Genomic DNA, 24801 nt, shown 5'->3' with positions numbered 1-24801 from the left:
CTATTTGGCTAAAAGTTATATCGGTCGCTTTCTAGCCAAATAGACTCAAATTATTTTACATTAACTTCGACCGTAATATGACTTAATTGAGGATAACCACGCAACTGTTCTTTAATAAAAGAAGGCTGCACATCCACTTGATCTATTTCAACACAAACAATACATGCATACTGTTCTTGCCCTACTCGCCATAAATGAAAATCGGTCACACAAAATAAATCATTTTTACCTAATTCCCCCTTTACCTCTTGCACAATAGAGCGATCCATTTCTGCATCTAATAACACGCTTCCAGAAGCTTTAAGTAAATTAATGGCCCAAATAATGACCAAGACAGCACCAACAATACCCATCACTGGGTCAAGCCACTCAGCACCAAAAAATTTACCACAAACCAGTGCAATAATTGCCAGTACAGATGTTGCCGCATCGGCAATCACATGAATATATGCTGCCCGTAAATTTAAATTGTGATGATGTTCATGTGTATCAATCAAATGATGATGACCTTTATGCTCATGCTGATGATTGTGGTGATGATGCTCCCCATCATGCAATAAATAAGCACAAATTAAATTAACCAATAACCCCATAATGGCAATCCAAATTGCCTGCTCATAATGAATATTGAAAGGGGAAAATAAACGAATAACCGACTCATAAAACATAAAAACAGCAACAACAACCAATAATAGTGCACTACTAAAGCTTCCTAACACTTCTATTTTCCATGTACCAAAGGTAAACTTAGGGCTGTTAGCATATTTTCTAGACATTTTAAAAGCAAGGATAGCCAACCCCAATGCCAATACATGAGAACTCATATGCCAGCCATCGGCCAACAATGCCATTGAGTTAAAATACCAGCCACCTAAAATCTCAATGAACATCATGAAGACAGTTAACCACAGCGCAACGGTGGTTTTCCTTTCAGCTAAAGGATTGTGATCATGAAAAGAATGAGTATGGTAATGCTTTGAAACAAGTGAAGTATGCATATTAACACCTATTTAATATACTACCCCCCAGTATAAACCTATTTATGAAAGAACGCTATGCCACATACCATTCGTCATCAAAAAAAATTATTATCACGTGTCAGGAAAATTGCAGGGCAAACCAAAGCTGTTGAAAATGCATTGTTAGCCGAAGCTGAATGCATTAAGATTTTGCAGCAAGTCGCAGCAATAAAAGGCGCGGTAAATGGCTTAATGTTGGAATTATTAGAAGGAGAAATCAGAGAACATCTAAGTGAACAACCAACAGATTTAACCAATTCACACAACGATACAGAACAAGTTATTGCTATTTTACGTTCTTATCTTAAATGATTACTGATCACACCTGTATTATTGTGACAAAGGAGCAAGGTAATTCATTAGACAAAAAATGATGAAAATATAAATAATTTAATCTCTCCTCCTGCAGTACTCTAACCAAAATTAGATACAGTTAACCAGTACCACAAGAAGATTATTAAATATAAGAAAAATCAGCGAATACATTAATTGCATGTTTTAACATTCCAATAACTTAATGATTAACCAGTTTTAGCGCCTCTGTCGTGTATCGTTCCCCTGTATTTGGGAATTCTTTAATAATTTCTTCTATCGTATTGATCTCAGTTTCAGTTAAATTTACCTCAACAGCTTTTGCATTTTGTTCCAAATACTTTACTTTTTTTGTACCAGGAATAGGCACAATATCATCAGCCTTATTTAATAGCCATGCTAAAGCCAATTGTGCAGTCGTCAAGCCTTTACTATGAGCAAACTCTGTTAAATAGTGCATGAGTTTTTGATTATTAATTAAATGACTCCCTTGAAACCTTGGTAGATTAAGACGTGCATCATTAGCAACAAAAGTGCTAACATCAAAGTTTTCTGTGAACATCCCTCGCCCCAAAGGAGAAAAAGGCACCAATGTAATCCCCAATTCACGGACCGTTGGTAAGATATTCTGTTCAATATTTCTGGTTAATAATGAATATTCACTTTGCAACGCAGCAATAGGGTGAACTTTATAGGCCCTTCTAATTGACTCTTCAGAGGCTTCAGATAAACCTAAATAACGTACTTTACCCTCTTTAACTAAATCCGCCATAGCACCTACAGACTCTTCTATAGGTACGTTAGGGTCAACCCTATGCAAATAATACAAATCAATACAATCAATCTGCAAACGTTGCAAACTTAGTTCTATTGACCGACGCATCCATTTAGGAGAACCATCAAAATTGGTAGAAAAATGATTGTTCATTTTTTCATACTTAAAACCGAACTTAGTAGCAATAAAGATTTTATCTCTATGGCTTTTCAGTACTTTCGAAATAAGCTTTTCATTTTCTCCAGCACCATAAAAATCAGCCGTATCCCAAAAATTGATTCCTAAATCAAGAGCACGATGTAATGTTTGAATACTTTGTTCATCGTCTCTATCCCCATAAGCATGAGACATTCCCATACAACCGAGCCCTATTGATGAAATTTTTTCCTCAGTTTGACCTAATTTACGGTATTTCATAACCATCAGCCTTTCTTAATGTGAATAAATTTTTATTTATGTAGATATGTTCTGTGACTGAATGGATATTCATGAGAACAGCAAGATATTAGCTGCTTGAGCATTTATCGTAATAATATTAAAAGATTAACGGTCTACTCTAACACAGAAAAGACTCTTATTTATTAATTTATCATCTCATTGACTATACAGATTAAACCAGCAACGCATTGTCTTCAGTTAACAACCACATACCTAATTTATCGAACAAAAAGAGATATTGACTTTACGACTTCCTTTGACCGAATAGCTCTGCTTCTATATATTAAATGGTTTAAGTTCTTTTATACTCATGTTAACGATCTCATCCGTCATGACAAATATCCCAATTAAAGTATAAAAATATGGTTGTGATCATCCATCCTAAAAAATCATCTTTGAGAAGTTGGGAAAAGAGAATAGTACCCACTTTGGAGCTATATTTCAAAACAATTTCAAAAAAATATCATATTTTCAATAAATTACAATCACACAAACCAACAAAAATCCCTTAAAAATTTAACAAGGGATTTTTTTAAATTTATGTATGACTTATACGACTACTGGTTAAGATACTTAACGCTGAAGCAAGTAAGGGGAGTAATTGTTCAACAACTCGATGAACATTTGGATGTGCTTTATGAGCTTCTATTGCTTCGTCTGAAACCCAACCATCAATAATATAAAAAATATCTGGATTTTGGATATCTTGATTAATATCATAATAAAGACACCCTATTTCTTCTCTAGCTGGTTGAATAAGTTCTATTAATAGTTCTTTTATTTTTTCACGATGTATCGTTTTTGCATGTACAGTACAAATAAGATGACGAGATTCAAATTGATTATTTAACATAAAATCACCCTTAGAATAAAGTTTTTTAGTTGTCTTTTTTTGAGGAAAATACGGGTAAGTATGTGAAAATACTTATCACCAAATTAGAGTTATCAGCGATTAATACTTTTCATCATTTGAGCCGTATAGCGCTCTCCTGAAACAGGCATTTGGGCTAACAACTCTGTTAATGTATCTAGCTCATTATTTGTTAATTCAACAGATGCTCCACCAATATTTTCTTCTAGTCGGTGTAATTTTGTTGTCCCTGGAATCGGCACAATCCAGGGCTCTTGTGCCAATAGCCATGCTAGTGCTATTTGTGCAGGAGTCACTTTTTTATGTTGCGCAATTTGGCTAATCAATTCAACCAATTTATAATTTGCTTGGCGAGCATCTTCGGAAAAACGAGGTAATACATTACGAATATCTCCTTCGTTAAAGGTTGTCCTATTGTCAATTTTACCTGTTAACCAACCTTTCCCTAATGGACTAAATGGTACAAAACCAATACCAAGCTCTTTAAGTGTTGGTATAATTTCCGTCTCTGGTTCACGAGTAAACATGGAATATTCGCTTTGTAAAGCAGTTAATGGTTGTATAGCATGAGCTCTCCGTATTGTTTCTACCCCAGCTTCTGACAAACCAAAATATTTGACCTTACCCTCTTTAATAAGGTCTTTAACAGTTCCAGCAACGTCTTCAATTGGTATATTAGGGTCAACTCTATGCTGATAAAATAAATCAATACAATCAACCTTCATGCGTGCTAAAGATTGTTCAGCAACAAAACGAATACGTTCAGGACTGCTATCTAAACCCTCAGAGGAAATCCCATTTTTAAAACCAAATTTTGTTGCAATAATAGCTTTATCTCGTATCGGTGATAGTGCTTCACCCAATAATTGTTCATTAAGCTCACCATATGCTTCTGCTGAATCAAAAAGCGTTACTCCTCGATCAAAAGCATCTCGGATTAATTTGATCGCAGCCGCTTTTTCCATTCGTGGGCCATAACCAAATGTCATCCCCATACAACCTAATCCAATAGCTGAAACTTCAAGCCCTTCATTACCTAATTTCCTTGTTTGCATGTCTTTCACCTTTCTAATAATAAATCTAACGCTTTAACCTAATTTAAATGATATTAAAGAAATCTATTTGACCTTTTCAATGCATGAGTGAAGTATAAAGAATAGATTGATATGAAAGAAGATGGTAAAATTTAAATATACTTATGACGAAAATTCATTAATGAATAATATAGATCTCAATAGCCTTTTTACTTTTATTGTTGTTGCACGAGAACATAGTTTCACACGTGCAGCAGCACAATTAGGAGTATCACAATCTGCTCTAAGTCATTCTATCCGTAGACTTGAAGAAAAATTAGGAGTTAGATTATTAGCTCGGACAACACGTGGTGTATCAACTACCGAAATTGGTGAGCGTTTGTTTAATAATCTTAGTTATTTCTATGAAGGTATTGAGCTTGAATTAAAAGCATTGAATGATCTTAAAGAAAAACCAAGTGGAACGATACGCATTAGTGCTCATGATCATGCTGCTAATACAATTCTTTGGCCAAAACTATCAAAATTGTTACCAGAATACCCAGAACTTAACTTTGAAATCTCTATAGCTTATGAATTTACAGACATTGTCAAAAATAGATTTGATGCAGGTGTGAGACTAGGTGATCAAATAGCTAAAGATATGATTGCAGTTCGTATATCACCAAACTTTAGAATGGTTGTAGTAGGTTCTCCAATATACTTCGCTACTAGGAGTAAACCAATCATACCTCAAGATCTTATTTCACATAATTGCATTAACCTTCGATTAGCAACATATGGTGATATTTACTCTTGGGAGTTTGAGAAAAAAACACAAAAAATACAAATTCAAGTTATAGGACAAATGACATTCAATACGTCACCTCAGGCTTTAACCGCCGCACTGGAAGGTTATGGATTATGCTACGCCCCTGAAGATTTGGTACAAAAATCTATAGAGGAAGGACTTCTGATTCAGGTACTTGATGATTGGGCTCCAATTTCTCCTGGATATCATCTTTACTATCCTAGTCGCCGACAATCTTCACCTGCATTTCAGTTAATGGTGAATACTCTACGGTACAATTCAGACAAACTAAATAAAGATGATTAATGATACATGACGATAAAATTAATTACTTATTGGAAAATTGTGTTCAAAAAATAATTATGTACTGTTACTTTCATTCTTTAGCTTGTGAAGTAGAAGCTTGAATAGATTCTATCCCCAAATTATCTAATGTCCTTTTTAATTGATTGAGTACAAAATTTTCTGCTTTATGTTTGGAAAAAATTGAATGCCAATCACTATAAATAGCAATAGGCAGCCCATATTGAGAAATATAGGTATCCAACCATCGAAGATAAGCTTTAAGTTGATTCAAATGGCTCAAAGCGAGCATACGAATCAGTTCGCCTAATCTTTGTCTGTTTTCCCTAGGTGGTTGAATCCTTTTTTACTTTTTATTTTAGGAGACCATATTTTGGCCTCAATCATCCAATTACGTAATGTTTTAATCGAACGATTTCTATTCTCTTAAGTTCTTTGGTACTCATGGAATGATCTCTTCAGTCATAACAGCATCCTCCGATTAGAGTTATGATAGTACTAAAGGACATCTTTACTTGGTAAAAAGAAGACATTAGCACTTTGGTACCACAATTCCAAAGCAAAAGACTTGTTTTTTATAACAAAACAAATTAGACTAAAAAAACAAATGCAAAATTTATACTCTTTTAATGCGTGTGTGTCGCATTCAACTGGCAACAATCTTTTTTACTCAAGTGATTTAATTCACCGTTTATTTATCCAATTGATTAAGATTAAGAAAAACAAAGATGGTACCCAGAAGAAGACTCGAACTTCCACAGGGTTGCCCCCGCTAGGACCTGAACCTAGTGCGTCTACCAATTCCGCCATCTGGGTATATATTTTAAATTGCGAAAAAACCTAAAGCAAAATTATAAATTTATTATAGAGAAAGTCAATGAACAAAAACAATAAAACATCTAATCTACGCCAACAAGATCCTTTTTTACAAAGAGAACAACAACGTTATGAAAAACCATTGCCTAGTCGAGAATGGATTAGCCAAGTATTAGAACAAATTGGTGTACCTTTAACAATCAAAAAATTAGCCAAAACACTTTCAATTCATAGGTCGGAATTTGATTTTTTTGAACGGCGCATCAAAGCCATGGTCAGAGATGGTCAAGCTTATATTAATCGTGCAGGTAATGTATGTACGGCTGAAAAGCTGGCATTAATCAAATGTAAAATCGCAGCCCATAAAGATGGATTTGGTTTTGCCATTCCTTTAAACAAAACAGGCCAAAAAGACCTTGTCCTTTATGCCAGACAAATGCAAGGGCTAATGAATGGTGATATTGTCACCGTCAGACCCAGCGGCTTTGATAGAAAAGGTCGCCAAGAAGGACAAGTTTTAGAAATCATCGAAAGAGCGAATACCGATGTTGTTGCCAGAGTTTATATGGAGCATGGCGTGTGGATTGCCGTTCCTGAAGATAAACGACTAAGCGGACATATCATTTTAGAAGCATCTGCAAAACAGCCTTCGGTACAAAGTGGCCAAGTTGTTGTGGTAAAAATTACCGCTTATCCTAAAGCACATCACCCTGCTATGGGCGTGATAACCGAAATACTGGGCAACTATGCAGACTCTGGCATGGAAATAGAAATTGCCGTACGCAAACACCATCTACCCCATGTATTCAGTGATGCTTGTTTAACAGCCAGTAAAAAAATACCCAAAACTGTGCGCAAAACCGATTTAAAAAATCGGGTGGATTTACGTGATCTTAATTTAGTCACTATTGATGGCGAAACAGCCCGAGATTTCGATGATGCTGTTTTTGCAGAAAAAATAGGCAGAAACTTCCGTCTAGTTGTGGCTATTGCAGACGTAAGCCACTATGTACCAGAAGGTTTAGCAATTGATATAGATGCATATGAACGCAGTACCAGTGTCTATTTTCCCAGAAGAGTCATTCCTATGTTACCCGAGGCTTTATCAAATGGTATTTGTTCATTAATACCCGAGGTTGATAGACTTTGTATGGTCTGTGATATGACCATTACCTCTACAGGAAATATTAAAACATATCAATTTTATCCTGCTGTAATGCACTCTAAGGCTCGTTTAACCTACACTCAAGTAGCACAATGGTTAGAGAGCAAAGAAACACACCCTTTAGAAAAAGAAATCAATACTTTACATAAGCTCTATCAAGTGTTGTCAAAAAAACGCCATCAACGCGGTGCAATGGAATTTGATGGACAAGAAACCCAAATGATCTTTAATGATGAAGGCAAAATAGAACGCATCGAACCTATTTTCCGTAATGATGCCCACCGTTTAATCGAAGAATGTATGCTTTGTGCCAATGTATGTGCGGCAGAATTTTTACTCTCTCATCAACACCCAGCTCTTTTTCGCAGCCATTTAGGCCCTACTACAGAGAAATTGGCAACATTACAAGAACAATTGGCTTTAGTTGGCTTACACTTAGAAGGCGGTTCTGATCCAACACCCAAAGATTATGCCCAACTATTTACTCAACTAGAAGGTCGCGCAGATAAAACTTTATTGCAAATCATGTTACTCAGGTCAATGCAACAAGCCGTTTACGAACCAAATAATCAAGGGCATTTTGGACTAGCATATGATGCCTATGCACATTTTACCTCCCCTATTCGCAGGTATCCCGATTTACTGGTACATCGGGCCATTAAAGCAGTATTGCATCAACAAACATACCAACCTAAACATTCATGGCAAGAAATGGGTATTCATTGTTCACATGAAGAAAGACGTGCTGATGAAGCCAGTAAAGATGTTGAAAACTGGCTAAAAACGTACTATATGCAAGATAAAATAGGCGAAGTTTTTGAAGGAACCATTAGTGGTTTAACAGGTTTTGGATTATTCATCATGCTTGATGGCTTATACACAGAAGGCATGATTCATATAAGTGAACTGGGGCAAGATTATTTTAATTTTCGCCCAGAAATTATGGCCATAGAGGGCGAGAGAACCAAAGTATCCTTTAAACTAGGAGACAGAGTCGTTGTCAAAGTTGCTAGGGCTGATTTGGATAACTGTCGAGTTGAATTGCTCCTGATTAGTGGTGGGTCAAAAGGCAAAACCGCAAGAACAAAAACCATTGACTCACACAATACCAAACAAAAAGAAAGTAAAAAACCACATCAACAAAAAAATAAGCGTGCACCATTAAAAAAGCCAATAAAAAATAACACCAACAAAAGTAAGAAAAAACAAGCAATATAGACATTTTTACCTACGAAAAAACATAAAAATAGCCATTAAGGCTTACATAAGGAAACACCAATATAATATTTGAGTATAATCATTCAGATATAATACCTACCATACAAAATAATGGCTTTTAACATAAAATATTTTTTGCGGTTTTCTATATAATTTAGGAGAGTACGATGGACTTCCAATTTACTGTAGTTGATTTTCCTGAAACAAAAATTGTGGGGATGGCAATAGAAACAGATATGAGCAAAGCAAACACAGATTGCCCCGCTTTATGGCACAAATTTGGCCCTCGTATTTGTCCTGATCTTAATGACTGTGTAGAAATCTCAAAAACAGGTGAATCATATGGTGTCTCCAAGATGATTGATGAAAATCGATTCACCTACTTCGCAGCAGTTAAGGTCAATGCCATTAAATCAATCCCAGCAGATTTTAGCACAATGACTATACCTGCTGGCACCTATGTAAAAAGTATTGTCCCTAATTTAGAAAAGCTAGGGGAAGCATTAAATGCAATGTATATGCAATGGCCACAAGCACAAACTGAATATCAATTGGATATGCAAGGAATTTGTTTTGAACTTTATACTGTTAATTGGTTACCTAATGAGCCATTGGAAGTTTATGCCTCAGTGATTCAGTCTTAAAACATTTTTTAATTCTTACATATTGAATGACCCGTTTATTTATTAAATGGTTTTTTTTATTTTTAGAAATCATCATCAATAACAATGACAATTAAATTACTGAATAAAAAATTATGGCTTGCTTAAAATAAACGAATCTAATCATGAAACACTGTACATATTCATTCAAAATATACGCTTAATTAAATGAATCAAAGTCATTACTTAAAGCAATACACACAAAATTTTATACAAAGGCTATCCAATTTTACTTTGCCACAGTAAAATAACCCCTTTATTCCATAACCTGAACACATTACCATGTTGTCATTCCAAGAAATCATATTTAAATTACAAACTTATTGGGCCAATAATGGTTGTACCTTACTACAACCATTTGATATGGAAGTAGGTGCTGGCACCAGCCACCCAGCGACCTGCCTAAAAGCACTAGGTCCAGAGCCTTGGTTTGCCGCCTACGTACAACCTAGCCGTCGCCCTAAAGACGGGCGTTATGGCGAAAACCCTAACCGCTTACAACATTACTATCAGTTTCAGGTTGCGCTTAAGCCCTCTCCTGACAATATTCAAGATTTGTATTTAGACTCCTTAAAAACTTTAGGTATTTCTCCTCAGGAACACGATATTCGTTTTGTCGAAGACGATTGGGAAAACCCTACCTTAGGTGCCTGGGGCTTAGGTTGGGAAGTCTGGTTAAATGGTATGGAAGTCACACAATTTACCTATTTTCAACAGGTAGGTGGTTTAGATTGTCACCCTGTCCTAGGGGAAATCACTTATGGTCTTGAACGTTTAGCCATGTATTTACAAGGTGTTGAAAACGTATATGATTTAGTTTGGAGTAAGACACCGGATGGGCAAATTATCACCTATGGTGATGTCTATCACCAAAATGAGGTAGAGCAATCTACTTATAACTTTGAATATGCAAATGTGCCATTTTTACTTGAACAGTTCAACCATTTTGAAAGCGAAGCAAAACGGTTGCTGGATATTCCATTGGCACTACCAGCATATGAAATGGTATTAAAGGCTGGACATACCTTTAACCTGCTTGATGCCAGAGGCGCGATTTCTGTCACCGAAAGAGCAACCTATATTGGCCGCGTTAGAGCACTCTCACGTCAAGTGGCTCAAATTTATGTTCAAAGTCGAGAAGCTTTAGGCTTCCCTTTATGTAAAAATCAACCCAATAAAGGGTAAATACAATGCAAGACACATTACTTATTGAATTAAGAACAGAAGAATTACCACCAAAAGCATTAGAACAACTTGGCTTAACTTTTGGGCAAACCATAGCAGATGAATTGGCACAACTGCATTTTCGTCAAGAAAACAGCGTATTCCATGTCTTTGCTACCCCTCGCCGCCTTGCTGTCCAAATAACTGAAGTTAAAGCGATTCAACCGGATCAAACCATTACCCGAAAAGGCCCTGCCGTAAAAGCGGGCATGAAAGATGGAGAACCTACTGCAGCACTGACAGGATTTGCTCGCTCATGTGGTACAGAAACTACCATGCTAAAAACAATGCATGATGGCAAACAAGATATTTACTATCATGAATTTTTACAAAAAGGGCAAATGCTGGAAGAAGTTATCAACGACATTTTACAAAATGCCATAAAAAAACTGCCTATTCCAAAATTAATGCGCTGGGGCAATCGTACCCATCAATTTGTCCGTCCTGTCCATGGTTTAATGATGTTACATGGCAATCAATTACTGAAGGGTGAAATTTTAGGCTTACAGAGCCAAAAAACAACCCTTGGACACCGCTTTTTAAGTGATGGCCCAATCACACTAAATGAAGCTCAGGATTATGCAAGAACCTTAGCAGAACAAGGCAAAGTTATTGTTAGTTTTGATGCTCGTCGAGCCATAATTGAAAAAAATCTCAATGATGCTGCAAACAAACTTAATGCACAGATGGTCGCTGACCAAGAGCTTATTAATGAAGTCACCGCACTTGTTGAATGGCCAGTGATACTTGAAGCAGGGTTTGATGCCCAATTTCTTAAAGTACCACAAGAGTGCTTGATTTTAACCATGCAACAAAACCAAAAATACTTCCCATTAGTTGATGTACAAAATAAACTCATGAATCGTTTTTTACTGGTATCTAACTTAGAAGCAGCAGATCCTAGTGCCATTATTCATGGAAATGAAAGAGTGTTGCGTGCTCGTTTATCAGACGCTGAATTTTTCTTCAACCAAGATAAAAAATCCACTTTAGAAAGCCGTCTACCTAAACTAAACCAAGTGGTTTATCACAATAAATTAGGCACAGTTGCCCAGCGCATCAGCAGATTAGAAACCATTGCGGGCGATATTGCCGCACAATTAAATGCGGATGTTTCTTTAGCAACGCGTGCGGCACGTTTGGCTAAGGCAGATTTAGTGACCGATATGGTCGGCGAATTCCCCGAACTGCAAGGTATTATGGGCAAGTATTATGCGCAAAACGACCAAGAAAATGAACTCATTGCCCAAGCAATTGAGGAGCACTATAAACCACGTTTTGCTAAAGACAGCTTACCACAAAACGATATTGCTATTGCAGTGGCACTAGCGGACAAGTTAGAAGTGCTTGTAGGCATTTGGGGGATTGGACTGATTCCAACTGGTGATAAAGACCCTTATGCATTACGTCGTGCTGCTTTAGGCATATTGCGTATGCTTATGACAAAAGACCTTAATATCCACCAGCTATTAAAACAAACATTTGCCACTTTTGCTGATCAGAACTTATCTGACACAACATGTGTTGAAATTTATGATTTTATGCTGGCACGATTGGCAAATTTACTACAAGGCGAATACAGTATAGACACCATTAATGCTGTACTGAACACCAAACCAGCAGCCTTAAACAGCATTAATCAAAAACTACAAGCAGTCACTCAGTTTAAAACATTGCCAGAAGCCCTAGCCTTAGCCAGTGCTAATAAACGTGTACAAAATGTATTGAAGAAAAACCCCCATACCATTGGGAGTATTGAAGAAAACCTACTGCAACAGGCTGAAGAGAAAGTGCTCTTTGATCAAATACAAAAGCTCTCTCCTCTTGTTGAACAAGACATTGCTCAGCAAAATTTTGAACAAGCTTTAACCAGATTAGCAGCATTAAAAACACCAGTTGATGCCTTCTTCGATCAGGTTATGGTCATGAGTGAAGACATGAAGTTAAGAGAAAACAGACTAAATCTACTTAATCAGCTAAAAGTGCTATTAAATGGTGTTGCCGATATTGCCCAATTAACAGAATGACCGCTAAATGAAAGTAAATCATCATGAAACTAATCATATTGGATAGAGATGGGGTGATTAACAAAGATCGAGATGATTTTGTTAAAAGTGTTGAAGAATGGGAACCTTTACCACAAAGTATCGAAGCCATTGCACTATTAACTCAAAGCGGATACCAAATTGCTGTTGCCACAAACCAATCTGGCATAGGCAGAAAATATTTCACTACCCATGAGTTAAATCAAATGCACCGTAAAATGCATCGCTTAGTCAACCAACAAGGCGGGCGTATTAATGGCGTTTGGTTTTGTCCACATAAAGCCGAAGACAATTGCTTATGCCGTAAACCTAAAGCTGGGATGATTGAAGACATTATAGAACGTTTTGGCGCAAATGCAGAAGAAACCATTCTGGTGGGCGACAGCTTACGCGATTTACAAGCAATTGCCCAAGTAGGCGGAAAACCCTTTTTAGTGAATACGGGAAAAGGCAAAAAAACACTCAGTGAAGGAAATTTGCCTAGTGGCACCCGTATTTTCGATAATCTTTATGCTGTTGCAGAACATCTGACTGAAGGTCAAATTTAAATTTATGCTCATTATCAGAAACATCTTGTATTGGATTGGCATGATCAGCCTGACTTTTTGTATGGTCATCCCTTTTATCATTGGTTTAATTTTACCTCGTAGGGTTCGTCATCATTTCGGTGTATTTTGGGCGAAAGGAAATATTCGCCTTTTAGAATGGACTGTGGGTTTAAAATACCAAGTTATTGGTCAAGAAAACATGCCAACTGAACCCTCAATTATTTGCTGCAAACACCAATCAGGTTGGGAAACCCTTGCATTACAAGATTTTTTCCCTCATCAAGTCTTTGTGTGTAAAAAAGAGCTTTTCTGGATTCCCATTTTAGGTTTCTTCCTTATGATGATGAGCCCAATTGCTATTAACCGTAAAAAACCAGCAGAGGCAACCAAACAAATTCTCATACAAGGTTTGGCACGCAAAAAAGCCGGTTTTTGGATCAGTGTTTTTCCAGAAGGAACCCGTATCGCACCAGGGGAAAAAGGCAAATACAAACTTGGTGCAGCACGTATGGCCACACAACTACAAATGAACATTGTCCCTGTTGCGGTTAACAGTGGTGAATTTTGGCCAAAAAATTCATTTCTTAAATACCCAGGTCTGATTACAATCAGTATAGGTCCTACAATTGACTACCATATAGGCAGCAATGAAGAAATCATGCAACAATGCGAAAATTGGATTGAAGCCGAACAGAAAAAAATTGATGGTGTTGGGCCTTTTGCAAAAAAACATCAACCAGCTTAATCTTTTTCATATAAAAATCAGATTAAAAATATAACGTCATTAATTTTTATTAATAATAATGATTTAGCTTGACTATTCTTAACACAAGAATAAAAACCTTTAAAAACAAATAAATTATTCATTCTTATTTTATATGCCTGTAAACAATTCAAAAAATTGACTCCATTTTAAATAAAAACAAATATCTTATTTTAAATTAAATAACAAAGATAGAAATAAATTCACATTAATTTGTTAATGAAAATTAATGTAAAATTATTCCATTTTTCAATACTTTGTGTTATTTTAAGTAACAAATACACAAACTAAATTCAACTTAAATAAAAACAAATTACGAAAGGGAATAAATCAGTGCCTCATGACACTCCTCTTATTACCGCAATCTCAGTTGGCCTTGTTTTAGCATTTATATTCGGCTCTCTTGCCCAACGTTTCAGATTATCTCCTTTAGTTGGCTACCTTTTAGCTGGTGTTGTTGCAGGCATCGTTAATGGTATAGCAGGTTTTGGATTTGATCTTGACCCACATCTTATTGAACAATTAGCAGAATTAGGCATTATTTTACTGATGTTTGGTGTTGGCTTACATTTTTCACCAAAAGACCTTATGGAAGTCAAAAAAATTGCGCTACCTGGCGCAATTGTTCAAATAGGCATAGCCACTGTTTTAGGTGCAGCATTAGCGTATTGGGCCTTAGATTACAGCATAGGTGGTGCCATCATTTTTGGCTTGGCCTTATCCGTAGCCAGTACCGTCGTACTGCTTCGAGCACTTGAAGAGCGTTCAGCGGTAATGACTGAACGCGGTAAAATCGCTGTGGGCTGGCTTATTGTTGAAGATGTTGCCATGGTTATGGCCTTAGTTATTTTACCAGCCTTAGCCGGTGTATTAGGTGGTAACAGCGGCGGACAAGAAATTGCGACATCAACACAACCTTTATGGCTCACCATTTCAATTACCATTGGTAAAGTGATTGCTTTTGTCTTCGTTATGCTGACCATTGGTAAGAGAGCCATCCCATGGACTTTAGAAAAAGTAGCAGGTCTTGGCTCAAAAGAACTCTTTACCTTATCAACACTTGCCATTGCTTTAGGCGTTGCTTTAGGTGCAGCCTATTTATTTGAAGTATCCTTAGCTCTAGGTGCATTTTTTGCGGGGATGATGCTTAATGAATCAGAATTAAGCCATGAAGCAGCAGCAGACTCCCTCCCATTACGAGATGCCTTTGCCGTACTATTTTTCGTATCGGTAGGTATGCAACTGAACCTTGCCGTTTTTCTTGAGCATCCTTTCCTAATCATGGTTACCTTCCTGATTATCGTCATTGGTAAATCATTAGGTGCTTATGGCTTGGTAAGAATGTTTGGCTACTCGAAAAAAACAGCACTCACCATTGCCATTAGTCTGGCTCAAATCGGTGAGTTTTCATTTATCTTGATTGGCCTTGGTGTGTCATTTGGCTTAGTAGACGAAACTGGACGTAACCTATTACTTGCATCGGCTATTTTATCCATTTTAGCTAACCCATTCTTATTTATCTGGTTAGATCGCTGGATTGAAGCAAATAAAGAAAAACCAGCGGTTGAAGAAGAAAAAGATGAACCCGTTACCCTCGCGCCCATTCCCACACACGATCATGCAATTGTAATAGGTTATGGTAGTGTTGGCATAGAATTAACCAAAATGCTACAAGCCAAAAATGTGCCTTTTGTGATTATTGAAAACGACCCTTATCAAGCAGATATCGCACAAAAAGCGGGTTTACCTGTTATTGTTGGTAATGGGGCTGCAGAGGATATTCTCCAAAAAGCACACCCAGATACAGCAATACTGGCTTTAATTGCTTCAACGCAACCATACGAGTCTGGGGCAATTGTCGAACGAATCAGCAAAGCCAACCCAGCGGCCATTATTGTAGCACGTGCAGAAACCGATGCAGCTGTTGACTATTTACTCAGCCATGGTGCGCATGGCGCAGTTATGGAGAAAAAAGAGCTGGCATTCAGTATGGCTGAGATGGCCATGGCTGGAGAAAGATTTGCACAAAGAGGATTATGGCCTTTACGTCCAGCAACACCACAAAACGAGACTAATGCCATTAATCAGGAAACAGAGCAACAAACACCACCTACTACTATTACAGAGGAGACCAGTGTAGAAGCAGTTGTTGAAGCTCAATCAGATACTCATCAAGAAAAATTTATTGATGAAAAATCTGAACCTGAAGAAATAGCCACTACAGACAATATTGATACAGATAAAGAAAGTGCCTGATATAACGTTACTCATCTAAAACTACCCCCATTATTTTATAATAATGGGGGTAGTTTCTTAGCTATAATATCAAGGTTCTTTTGCTTATAAGCAATTTATGGTATATTCTCACCTCTTCACGGAGAGGTGGATGAGTGGTTGAAGTCGCACGCCTGGAAAGCGTGTTTAGGGTAATACCCTAACGGGGGTTCGAATCCCCCTCTCTCCGCCATAAACCACATTAAAAATCAAACACTTAACGAAAAAACCTCTAAAATTCGCCAATATTTGCCACCATTTAGACAGCTTTTTTATCATTATGTGTATCACTAACGATATTTTTATCATTTGCAAAAATACTAACCGCTTTTTGTCCAATATCAGGATCAGCAGAAGATATCCATTTTGGTGATATTGAAAAAGCGGCGGGCGTATTTGCTCGTAATGAAATAAAACCCATTCACACAATCATGCGCGCGCTTAATGAAAGATTAAATATACCCGCATTTGATTTTATTGATTACACCATAGCAACCGAACCAACAGAATAAATACAGCACAAAGCCAAACAATTACACCCTAACAAGGGGCGCTTTTTTTGTTCCGTATATTGAAAGAAAATCAACTAAATCTGGCCGCTGGCGCGCGCTCCCCCTCGCCCGCGCATTATAAAAAGGGGGCATATATTATGCAGAGTGTAACAATGGAAAAAGCCCCTTGTATATAGGGGCTAAGACGTTTTTTTGCTGCTGAACTTTTATGCAAAGTTTTAACACGATTCATTTTAACCAAAACCACGGCCACCGCGTTCTTGTTGTTGTGCTAATTGTAGCTGTCTATCTAGCTCTTTTTGTTCTAAATCCCCGTGCAACTGGTTAGCCTCTTGTAAACGTTCGTTTGGGTTCGCCTTTGATGCTTCAATAGCATCAACCGTGGCAAAATCACGCTTATTATTAGCTACAACATAGATTGTATTTTTTTCTTCATTTATGCCCATATGGGCAATTTTATCTGCACTCATGCCTTTTTTTATACATTCATTGGTCATTTCTGCAAGCATGGGAACCGTCCATTTTTCGGCTCCTTTCCCGGCTAATTGTGGCGCTAAACCTTCATATAATTTATCGTAAACGTTTTTTACATCATTATTAATTGTATTTTCACCAAATAAATTCCATGACGATTTTTTAGGCTCTATTGGTGGGCTTGGTTTATCTATACTTGTAGGAAGTTTTTTTTCTAAGGCATTAATACTTTTGGTAAGTTCTCTTGGCGTATCTGTAATTAGGTAATCGCTGGCGTCGATTTTTTGGCCTGTTATATTTGAATATGTTTTACTTGCCCATGAAGCACATGTATTTGTGTATCCCCATTCTACATTCTCTTTTAAAGCTGCCTCTAACTTTTTAGTTTGTTCAGGAGTTAGCTCTACATATCGACTAGCAGTAACAGGAAAACCTTTCTCTATACCAACTCTTATATCTGAACCTTTTCCATTATCTACAACATTATCGTGCTCATCAGGCCAAAGGCCATAATATTCAGTTTTACCATTTTTTGTAACTGATATCCAAGCATGACCATCATCTATATCAGTTGAAGCAGTAGACCCTTTACCAGATAAATAGGTATGAATCCCTAGAATTGTTTTATCTGTCATATATATAATCTCCTATCTACTAAATTCAAGGATACACTTGCTCTTCAGCATCAGAATAAACAATGATAACTTTTTCACCCTTATATGGTACAACAATATCCTTTTTCCATTTATTGTCGTCTGGTACACTTCCTTCAAGCATAGCCCTACTATCAGTTTTGACATTATTTCTAGTCATTACAATTTTCATCACACCATCTTCTACGACATAATTAATACCACGCGAATAATATAAACTCTCTGGCGGCACAGAATATCGAATATTAATGGAACCATCAGAAAGTCTAGTGACAATAACAGGCTGTAAAGATTCTTTAGTATATTGTGCTTTCATAGTTCCCCCACATGAAACACTTATTAATGACAAGAACAATAAAATTACTCTTTTAAAAGTTAGAATATAATTCATGTTTTCCACTAAAAATAAAGTGATAATTGATTTTTTTATTCTACATGAATGACAAATAAGTTACAATAATAAAGATAAAATAGAAAGATATACCAATTTCAAGCACTTAATTTTTACGGTATAATTTTTTATAAAAATAAAATATTTAATAAAACAAAAATCTCTAAAATTCACCAGTTTTCGCCAATATTTGCCACCAGTTAGACAACATTTAGACAGCTTTTTTAGCATTATTTTTGTCATTAACTATATTCTTATCATTTGCAAAAATACTAACCGCTTTTTGACCAGCATCAGGATCCGCGGAAGGTATCCATTTACCGTATATTCTAGTGATCATTGCCTAATCAAAATGCCCCATTTGGGCAGCAACCCACATCGGATTCTCACCAGCCGATAACATCATAGAGGCGAATGTATGCCTAGTTTGATATGGCCGACGATAACGAACACCCGCGAACTTTAAAACAGACACCCAAACCGTACGGATTCTTTGATCACCTGATAAACGCTCATTTGTTTTTGAATCAACAAACACGGGGACGTGTATGGATGTGAGTGGACAAAAAATAGTTTTTTGATTCATGATTATGTGCTTACCGTCGTTAGGGAATCATTGGTAGTATGATTAAAAATATTTAATCTACAATTGATTCTCTGCTTATTAATGTATCTCGTTGAGGTAATATCAAGCTATTTTTTGGACATTTGATTTTCAAACAGAAATTCGATAAACACGCGCACTTTAAGCGGAATATATGTTGAATAAGGATATATCAACATAAAAGGACGTGTTGAACCGCCAAATTCGGTCAAAACCTCAATCAGTTCTCCTTTTTTCAGCTCCTCCTCTACGGCAAATCGATAGACTTGCATCAGCCCTGCTCCTGATTTAGCTAATGTTTGAGTCGCTAAAAAATCATCCTGACAGGTATAGTGACCCGATGTACTCAATTTGATTGGTGTACCATTTTGCTGAAACAGCCAAGGGGCTTTTCGTCCTGTACTGGGCAATTCAAATTGTATGCATTCGTGTTTAGTCAGTTCTTCAAGGTGTGTGGGCTGACCATGCTGTTTTAGATAATCCGGGGCGGCAACAATAATTAACTCTGCGTCCTCTAGTTTGCGTGCAATAAGATTGGAATCGGGAAGAATATTCCCTCTTATTGATAGGTCGTAATTTCCTTCAGCAAAGTCTACGTTTTGATTGCTGATATGAACATCGACAGAGATAGAGGGATAACGCTGGCGAAATAATGGCAACATGGGTAATAATCGGTAATGGGCATAAGGTGTTGGCACACTGATACGCAATATGCCAGACGGGATTTTTTGCTCTTTCATGACGTTGTTTTCAGCTTCCATTAATTGCGCTAACGCTTGATGACAATGTTCATAATAATTTTGCCCTGCATCGGTAAGGCGTATTTGGCGAGTTGTTCGAACGAATAGACGAACGCCTAATCTTTCTTCTGTGCGTGCAATGGAACGGCTCACGGCTGCGGGCGTCACTCCTGCTGTATAAGCTGCTGCCGTAAAGCTTTTTAATTCGGCAGCCAGACAAAATAGTTTAATACTGCCCAGTTGAATATCATCAAAAAAGTGGTTCATATGAAGCCTTATTTATTACATCATGTATCAATTAAAGTAAATAGTAACCTATTTTTCGATATTTTGTTTCAAATTATACTTCTGCCACGTTATTAATTTGATAAAGGAAGGTACATTATGAATATCTCTAAAACGGTTATTGTCACGGGTGCTTCAAGCGGGATTGGTTTTGCTATCAGTGAGGCTTATTTAGCGCGCGGTTATAATGTGGTTGGTAATGCACGCTCTTTGAAACGTCTTCAAGATGCGGCTAAAAAATTAGGCAACCCAAGTAATTTTTTACTTGTTGCGGGTGATATTGCTAAACCGGAAACGGCTGCTAATCTTTTTGAAAAGGCAATTGAGCATTTTGGTCAAGTTGATATTTTAATTAATAATGCGGGTATTTTTATTTCTAAGCTTGTTGAACATTACACTGAAGATGATTTAAATTCGATTATTGATACAAATCTAAAAGGTTTTTTCTATCCCTCTCAAGCAGCAGCGAAACATATGGCGAAAAATGGTTCAGGCCATATCGTTACAATCACGGCATCGATTGCTATGCAGCCAAACACTCAAGTTCCGGCACTTTTACCTGTTATGGTCAAAGGCGGATTAAATAGTGCTGTAAAAAGCTTGGCATTAGAATTAGCCTCTTCTAATGTTATGGTAAATGGTATTGCCCCCGGAATTATTGCAACCCCCATGCATTCACAGGATGAAAAAGTCCAAGCGGTTCTTAAAAATATGGCGCCTATAGGTCGACTTGGTACATCGAAAGACATTGTGGATGCTGTTTTATATTTAACTGATTCAAACTTCGTCACAGGTACTATTCTTGTTGTTGACGGTGGTTCAACTGCAGGTCATTGGTAATGATATGGAAAATAGGCTCGCGTTGATCAGGTTGAAACAACAATAATGGATAAAAAGCATATAAGAGTGAAGCCTTAAATAATATTCAATTCATTACTATTGGTTGTAAATTGAACGTTAATAAAAATAAAGGAAGTATGCATTATGACTACTTTATTAGGCAAGATTTAACAATCTTACCTAATAAGGTAGTTCAACTTAGGTGATTTTATCCTTTCTGAATATTATCTACCCCAAACAGCTTATAATATTATTGGTTATTATGATAATATTTTAGGAAGTCATTATTCAGGAATAAGGAGCATAGTACATGTCTATTGATACTCAATGCTACCCAATAAAATGCGCTTTTTTAAAGGGTGCAAAACAGGGTGTAGGAAAATTCCCAAACCTAAATTCACTTGGAATATTTAATAAAAATCAAATAGTTAAATCACTAAAACGAAAGTCTGTAGGGGACGCCATTTCCCTCCCTTTCTCCGCCAACGCATTAAATATTCACAATCTTTCTTCATCCAAAATTGTTTATTAACTCCTTTACTCTTAATTTCTTACATCAAAAGACAATTACCCTAAATAATACCCAAATCAACAACTCTCTCTCCTTCCTATCCCCTGCCAACACTCAAATGTAGTTGTGGTAAAATTATAATATGAAAAAATTATTCCTCTTTCCACTACTATTTTTATCTTTTGCCCAAGCAGAAACTATTCGATGTAAGGTCATCGGCATTCAAAATGGCGATACAATTACATGCTTAACAGAACAAAAAAAGCAAATTGTTAGTGTTGAACTTTATCAAATAGATGCACCAGAACCAGAGCAGGCTTATTGGTTAGAAGCCAAAAATGCTTTATCTGACCTAATTTTCAACCAAATAGTTGAAGTCAAAACTCATACTAAGGAAGGGAGAATACTTGGATTAATCTATACTACCCCTCCAGAAAACTGCTACTCTAAATTTCTTCCTTTTTCAGAAAAAACATTAGTTTGTTCTTTCTATTCTCGAAACATTAATTCTGAAATGATTAAACAAGGCTATGTTTGGTTTGATAAATCTTTTGGGGAAAACCATGAGTACCAGCAAGAACAGGCAAAAGCCAAACGTGGCCTATGGGTAGACTCTAACCCTACTCCTCCTTGGGAGTGGAGAAAACAGCAAATAAAATAAATCGAGAAGAAAATATTATTTATTTAATACCTAATTCATTTTTAATAACAGCAAACGTAATACCTAAAATTTTAACCAAAACTACGGCCACCACGTTCTTGTTGTTGCGCTAATTGTAACTGTCTTTCTAGCTGTTTTTGTTCGAACTCTTGCGTTAAATCATGATGTATTTGGCTTGCCTCTTGTAAACGTTCGTCCACGTTCACATTGGATACTTTTGTAGAATCAACCGTTGCGAACGGCCAATAATTCTTTGCAATGGTATAAATAACATCGTTTTCTTCATTAATTCCTAGATGCTTGATTTTATCCGCCGTCAGACCTCTAGCAATACTTGCGTATGTGGTTTCAGTTAATAGAGGCGTTACCCATTTATCCCCCGCTTTTTCTGAAATAGTTGGCGCTAATCCTTCATATAATTTATCGTATACTTTTTTTACTTCATTATCGATATCAGGATTATTTAGTATTTGTTCTTTTTCAAATAAAGAACGGGGCAAACTTGGATAAGCTTCGTTGATTTTTTGTAGCTTGTCTATTTCTTCATCTGTATATAGCATTGGCTCTAAACCAGATTTTTTTAATAAGAAATTAACTGAATCTATAGCTTGTTCTATCTTATCCCAACGTTCATCTACTGTTAGATTACGTATAGGTATATTTTGTTCTAACTCAGATGACCAACTATTTAAATAATATGCGTTTAAGTCTAAGTTGTAATCAATACCTAACTTATCCATGAGTAAAACAGAACCGACCTCTGCTCTCCATTCATCAACAACATAATTTGTGTCGCCCCATTTATTTGGCTCTGGTATAGTTTCATCATTAAATTGAGGCGATTTATCTTTTGTCGCATGTATTAACTCATGTGCTAATACTTGCATATAAGCATTTACAGAAACAAAATGTTCTTTTGTTGGTAAGTGAATAGTTTCATAATCAGTAGAAGTTAATTTCTTATCACCAAAGTGACGAATCTCAACACCTATTGATTCTGCCATTTTTTCTAATTGTGCCAATTGTTTTTCTTGTTGCTCCGACAATAGATTTTTAAATTCGTTTACATAGGGCAAAAACTCGTTTTTGTCACTTTCTATTTGATTACCATTGTAATAAGTGGTTAGATATTCTTTTTTTACCTCTTCAAATTTATTGATACGATTTTCTGTTTTATCGGACTTTTCAAACTCCTTTTCTAACTCTCTAAATTTTTCTTTATTTTTTCCATTTTTAATGCCCAACACCCCTATTTCATTTTCTCTTATTTTAAACCCAGCTTGCTCTATTTCTTCTTTTGTACTAATTCTTGGATCCCCATCAAATCGCGAATGTCTAACAGTGCTTGTTAAAAAAGGATCATCATCTATTCTTTTTCCATGAATATCCTGCAACCCTCCAAAAGATGGTTCTTCTGATCTATATTTTTGATTGTCTGGGTTAGTTCTTCTAATCAGCGTCTCTTCTAAATAATTTGACATCTATTTCTCCAGTTTATATTCTTTGTATTTATTTTCATAAAATTCATTTCTTATTTTTTCGAATTTATTTTTTGAACCAAAGAAACCTTGTCTTAATTCATCTATAGTTAACTTATTATAATTATCATGTCCAAGTCTATTTATATAATCGGCAAATCCTGTTTGTTCGTTAAACTCTTTTCTAAAATCATCAGGTGGAGAAGGATACAATACATTAATTAAATCTGCTTTCCATATAGCAAGATACATTTTTTTATAAATTTCATTTAATTGCTTTTCTTGTTCCTTTGTTACTTGAATATTTTGTTCCAAAAAGTACGAATTAGTAATATGACTTTCATCATATATTTTTCTAACTTTGGGAGTCATACTATACCTACTACAAATAACAACACGATCTTTTAACCAATGTTCTTGTGTATCAGGTTCAGGATGTATACGAGGAATACGATGTTTATAATTCAGAACAGAAAAGCACTGATCAACTAGTTTTTCAATTTGAGAAGTATCTATTTTCGCCCATGCAGGAGGGGGTCTTCTAGGGGAATATAATCCCTGAGCAATAACCAGCTGATTAGAATTTAATAAGCTTATTAAACATAGAATCGTTATTTTTTTTAGCATTTGTGGGAGCCTTAATACATTTAAATAATCAGCCATGCTATTTTTTTCCTATACCATATTCGCGCATTTTTTCTTCATAAAAAGCATTTTCAGCTTGCTTTGCTTTCTCTGCCGAACCAAAAAACTTAATCTGCGCTTTTTCGGTATCGACGCTATCAAACTTAAAATCATTCTGCTTTAGCAGCTCATTTAAATATTCCATTAAACCCGTCTTTTTACTGAACTCTTGAGGCCAATCATATGGAGCCCCCGCCCAGAAAACTTCAAGCGCACCAGCATTCCTTATTAAAAGATATATTTTCTTATAAATTTCTTCTAATTGTTTATCCACATTAGCCGTTGTTTTTATATTTTGCCTAGTAAAGTTGTAGCCTAAAATATTTTTATCAAACCATTCCCTTTCCTCAAGAGGTTCGCCATATCTACTACAAATTTTCACTTGCTCATACAAAGGATGATTACTATAGTCATGATCCCGAATAACTCTATGTTTATAACCCATCAAGTTAAAACACTGATCAATAAGCTCTCTAAGTTCATTGGGTGTATCTATTTTCGTCCATTCAGGCGGATTTACTTGACTGTAATATACACCATAAGCGTTAACTAATTGATTACAGCTTAATAAACTTATTAAGCACAGAACAACTATTTTTTTTAACATTTGTGGGGGCCTTGGTATTTCTATATGTTTTCGGCATTATAGCCCACAAAAACAAAATAAAACAATTATCAGAAAAAATACACAATTTAAAAATAAATAGAAAT

25 protein-coding genes and 2 tRNA genes are annotated in these 24801 nt (G+C 36.2%); 13 read left to right on the top strand and 14 right to left on the bottom strand.

Going from position 1 to position 24801, the window contains the following annotated elements; translation table 11 throughout:
- Positions 1-50: 50 nt before the first annotated feature.
- A complete protein-coding gene (gene dmeF, locus AADH04_RS12030; protein WP_434777515.1) occupies positions 51-998 on the bottom strand; it encodes a CDF family Co(II)/Ni(II) efflux transporter DmeF in 948 nt (315 codons plus the stop codon).
- Between the two features lie 57 nt (positions 999-1055).
- Here dmeF and AADH04_RS12025 point away from each other — a divergent pair, with 57 nt between their 5' ends.
- Positions 1056-1331, top strand: a complete 276-nt coding sequence (locus tag AADH04_RS12025; protein ID WP_434777514.1) for a metal/formaldehyde-sensitive transcriptional repressor — start codon at positions 1056-1058, stop codon at positions 1329-1331.
- 202 nt (positions 1332-1533) lie between these two features.
- Here AADH04_RS12025 and AADH04_RS12020 read toward each other — a convergent pair whose 3' ends face one another.
- The 3 genes from AADH04_RS12020 to AADH04_RS12010 all read right to left on the bottom strand — a co-directional run bounded on the left by AADH04_RS12020 (position 1534) and on the right by AADH04_RS12010 (position 4470).
- Entirely contained in the window at positions 1534-2523 is a 990-nt protein-coding gene (locus tag AADH04_RS12020) for an aldo/keto reductase (protein ID WP_434777513.1), read from the bottom strand.
- Between the two features lie 559 nt (positions 2524-3082).
- Complete coding sequence (locus tag AADH04_RS12015) at positions 3083-3397, bottom strand: putative quinol monooxygenase (RefSeq protein WP_434777512.1); 315 nt, start codon at positions 3395-3397, stop codon at positions 3083-3085.
- A gap of 92 nt (positions 3398-3489) precedes the next feature.
- Positions 3490-4470: an aldo/keto reductase gene (locus AADH04_RS12010; RefSeq protein WP_434777511.1), complete on the bottom strand. Its 981-nt coding sequence runs from the start codon at positions 4468-4470 to the stop codon at positions 3490-3492.
- Positions 4471-4591: 121 nt separating this feature from the next.
- On the opposite strand from AADH04_RS12010, the gene AADH04_RS12005 reads away from it, so the two are divergent.
- Positions 4592-5545, top strand: coding sequence for a LysR family transcriptional regulator (locus tag AADH04_RS12005; protein ID WP_434777510.1), 954 nt, complete (start codon positions 4592-4594; stop codon positions 5543-5545).
- 70 nt (positions 5546-5615) lie between these two features.
- Here the strand turns inward: AADH04_RS12005 and AADH04_RS12000 are convergent, their stop codons facing one another.
- Positions 5616-5834 carry a hypothetical protein gene (locus tag AADH04_RS12000; RefSeq protein WP_434777509.1) on the bottom strand — a complete coding sequence of 73 codons (219 nt, stop codon included), beginning with the start codon at positions 5832-5834 and terminating at the stop codon, positions 5616-5618.
- Positions 5835-6271: 437 nt separating this feature from the next.
- Positions 6272-6358 (bottom strand) — tRNA-Leu (locus tag AADH04_RS11995).
- A gap of 61 nt (positions 6359-6419) precedes the next feature.
- On the opposite strand from AADH04_RS11995, the gene rnr reads away from it, so the two are divergent.
- The 8 genes from rnr (at position 6420) to AADH04_RS11955 (ending at position 16450) form a co-directional block, all read left to right on the top strand.
- On the top strand, positions 6420-8741 hold the full coding sequence (gene rnr, locus AADH04_RS11990) for a ribonuclease R (protein WP_434777508.1): 2322 nt from the start codon (positions 6420-6422) through the stop codon (positions 8739-8741).
- Positions 8742-8908: 167 nt separating this feature from the next.
- Positions 8909-9385 carry a GyrI-like domain-containing protein gene (locus AADH04_RS11985; RefSeq protein ID WP_434777507.1) on the top strand — a complete coding sequence of 159 codons (477 nt, stop codon included), beginning with the start codon at positions 8909-8911 and terminating at the stop codon, positions 9383-9385.
- A 300-nt stretch (positions 9386-9685) separates the two neighbouring features.
- Entirely contained in the window at positions 9686-10588 is a 903-nt protein-coding gene (glyQ, locus tag AADH04_RS11980) for a glycine--tRNA ligase subunit alpha (RefSeq protein WP_434777506.1), read from the top strand.
- A 5-nt stretch (positions 10589-10593) separates the two neighbouring features.
- Entirely contained in the window at positions 10594-12654 is a 2061-nt protein-coding gene (gene glyS, locus AADH04_RS11975) for a glycine--tRNA ligase subunit beta (protein WP_434777505.1), read from the top strand.
- 23 nt (positions 12655-12677) lie between these two features.
- Complete coding sequence (gene gmhB, locus AADH04_RS11970; RefSeq protein WP_434777504.1) at positions 12678-13220, top strand: D-glycero-beta-D-manno-heptose 1,7-bisphosphate 7-phosphatase; 543 nt, start codon at positions 12678-12680, stop codon at positions 13218-13220.
- A 4-nt stretch (positions 13221-13224) separates the two neighbouring features.
- Positions 13225-13965 (top strand): lysophospholipid acyltransferase family protein, encoded by a 741-nt coding sequence (locus tag AADH04_RS11965; protein WP_434777503.1) that lies wholly within the window; start codon positions 13225-13227, stop codon positions 13963-13965.
- 351 nt (positions 13966-14316) lie between these two features.
- On the top strand, positions 14317-16239 hold the full coding sequence (ybaL, locus tag AADH04_RS11960) for a YbaL family putative K(+) efflux transporter (RefSeq protein WP_434777502.1): 1923 nt from the start codon (positions 14317-14319) through the stop codon (positions 16237-16239).
- A gap of 120 nt (positions 16240-16359) precedes the next feature.
- Positions 16360-16450, top strand: a tRNA-Ser gene (locus AADH04_RS11955).
- Positions 16451-16516: 66 nt separating this feature from the next.
- On the opposite strand, the gene AADH04_RS11950 is transcribed toward AADH04_RS11955, so the two are convergent.
- The 5 genes from AADH04_RS11950 to AADH04_RS11930 all read right to left on the bottom strand — a co-directional run bounded on the left by AADH04_RS11950 (position 16517) and on the right by AADH04_RS11930 (position 19898).
- Entirely contained in the window at positions 16517-16678 is a 162-nt protein-coding gene (locus tag AADH04_RS11950) for a hypothetical protein (RefSeq protein ID WP_434777501.1), read from the bottom strand.
- A gap of 324 nt (positions 16679-17002) precedes the next feature.
- Positions 17003-17878: a hypothetical protein gene (locus AADH04_RS11945; protein ID WP_434777500.1), complete on the bottom strand. Its 876-nt coding sequence runs from the start codon at positions 17876-17878 to the stop codon at positions 17003-17005.
- Between the two features lie 25 nt (positions 17879-17903).
- Positions 17904-18212, bottom strand: coding sequence for a hypothetical protein (locus tag AADH04_RS11940; RefSeq protein WP_434777499.1), 309 nt, complete (start codon positions 18210-18212; stop codon positions 17904-17906).
- A 418-nt stretch (positions 18213-18630) separates the two neighbouring features.
- On the bottom strand, positions 18631-18873 hold the full coding sequence (locus tag AADH04_RS11935) for a hypothetical protein (RefSeq protein ID WP_434777498.1): 243 nt from the start codon (positions 18871-18873) through the stop codon (positions 18631-18633).
- 107 nt (positions 18874-18980) lie between these two features.
- Positions 18981-19898: a LysR family transcriptional regulator gene (locus AADH04_RS11930; protein WP_434777497.1), complete on the bottom strand. Its 918-nt coding sequence runs from the start codon at positions 19896-19898 to the stop codon at positions 18981-18983.
- A gap of 117 nt (positions 19899-20015) precedes the next feature.
- On the opposite strand from AADH04_RS11930, the gene AADH04_RS11925 reads away from it, so the two are divergent.
- The 3 genes from AADH04_RS11925 (at position 20016) to AADH04_RS11915 (ending at position 21928) form a co-directional block, all read left to right on the top strand.
- Positions 20016-20756, top strand: coding sequence for an SDR family NAD(P)-dependent oxidoreductase (locus AADH04_RS11925; RefSeq protein WP_434777496.1), 741 nt, complete (start codon positions 20016-20018; stop codon positions 20754-20756).
- Positions 20757-21066: 310 nt separating this feature from the next.
- Complete coding sequence (locus AADH04_RS11920; protein ID WP_434777495.1) at positions 21067-21288, top strand: hypothetical protein; 222 nt, start codon at positions 21067-21069, stop codon at positions 21286-21288.
- Positions 21289-21409: 121 nt separating this feature from the next.
- Entirely contained in the window at positions 21410-21928 is a 519-nt protein-coding gene (locus AADH04_RS11915) for a thermonuclease family protein (protein ID WP_434777494.1), read from the top strand.
- A gap of 71 nt (positions 21929-21999) precedes the next feature.
- Here AADH04_RS11915 and AADH04_RS11910 read toward each other — a convergent pair whose 3' ends face one another.
- Genes AADH04_RS11910 through AADH04_RS11900 form a run of 3 tightly spaced genes read right to left on the bottom strand, consistent with a single transcriptional unit; the run spans position 22000 to position 24697 of the window.
- The gene (locus tag AADH04_RS11910) at positions 22000-23409 is read right to left on the bottom strand and encodes a zincin-like metallopeptidase domain-containing protein (RefSeq protein ID WP_434777493.1); all 1410 of its coding nucleotides are present in this window, start codon (positions 23407-23409) and stop codon (positions 22000-22002) included.
- Complete coding sequence (locus AADH04_RS11905) at positions 23410-24069, bottom strand: hypothetical protein (protein WP_434777492.1); 660 nt, start codon at positions 24067-24069, stop codon at positions 23410-23412. It abuts the gene before it with no gap.
- 1 nt (position 24070) lies between these two features.
- Complete coding sequence (locus AADH04_RS11900) at positions 24071-24697, bottom strand: hypothetical protein (protein ID WP_434777491.1); 627 nt, start codon at positions 24695-24697, stop codon at positions 24071-24073.
- Between the last annotated feature and the right edge of the window lie 104 nt (positions 24698-24801).

The sequence above is a fragment of the Neisseria sp. Ec49-e6-T10 genome (assembly GCF_051132615.1).
Classification (GTDB): Bacteria; Pseudomonadota; Gammaproteobacteria; order Burkholderiales; family Neisseriaceae.
Note: the sequence above shows the minus strand (reverse complement) of the source record. Positions and strands in the feature narration are given on the sequence as shown.

Coding starts and splice junctions, on each gene's coding strand:
- AADH04_RS12025 (WP_434777514.1), top strand. CDS start 1,056: ATGCCACATACCATTCGTCATCAAAAAAAATTATTATCACGTGTCAGG.
- AADH04_RS11935 (WP_434777498.1), bottom strand. CDS start 18,873: ATGAATCAAAAAACTATTTTTTGTCCACTCACATCCATACACGTCCCC.
- AADH04_RS12010 (WP_434777511.1), bottom strand. CDS start 4,470: ATGCAAACAAGGAAATTAGGTAATGAAGGGCTTGAAGTTTCAGCTATT.
- glyS (WP_434777505.1), top strand. CDS start 10,594: ATGCAAGACACATTACTTATTGAATTAAGAACAGAAGAATTACCACCA.
- AADH04_RS11930 (WP_434777497.1), bottom strand. CDS start 19,898: ATGAACCACTTTTTTGATGATATTCAACTGGGCAGTATTAAACTATTT.
- AADH04_RS12020 (WP_434777513.1), bottom strand. CDS start 2,523: ATGAAATACCGTAAATTAGGTCAAACTGAGGAAAAAATTTCATCAATA.
- dmeF (WP_434777515.1), bottom strand. CDS start 998: ATGCATACTTCACTTGTTTCAAAGCATTACCATACTCATTCTTTTCAT.
- AADH04_RS12005 (WP_434777510.1), top strand. CDS start 4,592: ATGGTAAAATTTAAATATACTTATGACGAAAATTCATTAATGAATAAT.
- AADH04_RS11900 (WP_434777491.1), bottom strand. CDS start 24,697: ATGTTAAAAAAAATAGTTGTTCTGTGCTTAATAAGTTTATTAAGCTGT.
- AADH04_RS11950 (WP_434777501.1), bottom strand. CDS start 16,678: ATGGGTTTTATTTCATTACGAGCAAATACGCCCGCCGCTTTTTCAATA.
- AADH04_RS11945 (WP_434777500.1), bottom strand. CDS start 17,878: ATGACAGATAAAACAATTCTAGGGATTCATACCTATTTATCTGGTAAA.
- AADH04_RS11940 (WP_434777499.1), bottom strand. CDS start 18,212: ATGAAAGCACAATATACTAAAGAATCTTTACAGCCTGTTATTGTCACT.
- AADH04_RS12000 (WP_434777509.1), bottom strand. CDS start 5,834: ATGCTCGCTTTGAGCCATTTGAATCAACTTAAAGCTTATCTTCGATGG.
- AADH04_RS11915 (WP_434777494.1), top strand. CDS start 21,410: ATGAAAAAATTATTCCTCTTTCCACTACTATTTTTATCTTTTGCCCAA.
- AADH04_RS11925 (WP_434777496.1), top strand. CDS start 20,016: ATGAATATCTCTAAAACGGTTATTGTCACGGGTGCTTCAAGCGGGATT.
- AADH04_RS11910 (WP_434777493.1), bottom strand. CDS start 23,409: ATGTCAAATTATTTAGAAGAGACGCTGATTAGAAGAACTAACCCAGAC.
- gmhB (WP_434777504.1), top strand. CDS start 12,678: ATGAAACTAATCATATTGGATAGAGATGGGGTGATTAACAAAGATCGA.
- AADH04_RS11985 (WP_434777507.1), top strand. CDS start 8,909: ATGGACTTCCAATTTACTGTAGTTGATTTTCCTGAAACAAAAATTGTG.
- AADH04_RS12015 (WP_434777512.1), bottom strand. CDS start 3,397: ATGTTAAATAATCAATTTGAATCTCGTCATCTTATTTGTACTGTACAT.
- rnr (WP_434777508.1), top strand. CDS start 6,420: ATGAACAAAAACAATAAAACATCTAATCTACGCCAACAAGATCCTTTT.
- AADH04_RS11920 (WP_434777495.1), top strand. CDS start 21,067: ATGTCTATTGATACTCAATGCTACCCAATAAAATGCGCTTTTTTAAAG.
- glyQ (WP_434777506.1), top strand. CDS start 9,686: ATGTTGTCATTCCAAGAAATCATATTTAAATTACAAACTTATTGGGCC.
- AADH04_RS11965 (WP_434777503.1), top strand. CDS start 13,225: ATGCTCATTATCAGAAACATCTTGTATTGGATTGGCATGATCAGCCTG.
- AADH04_RS11905 (WP_434777492.1), bottom strand. CDS start 24,069: ATGGCTGATTATTTAAATGTATTAAGGCTCCCACAAATGCTAAAAAAA.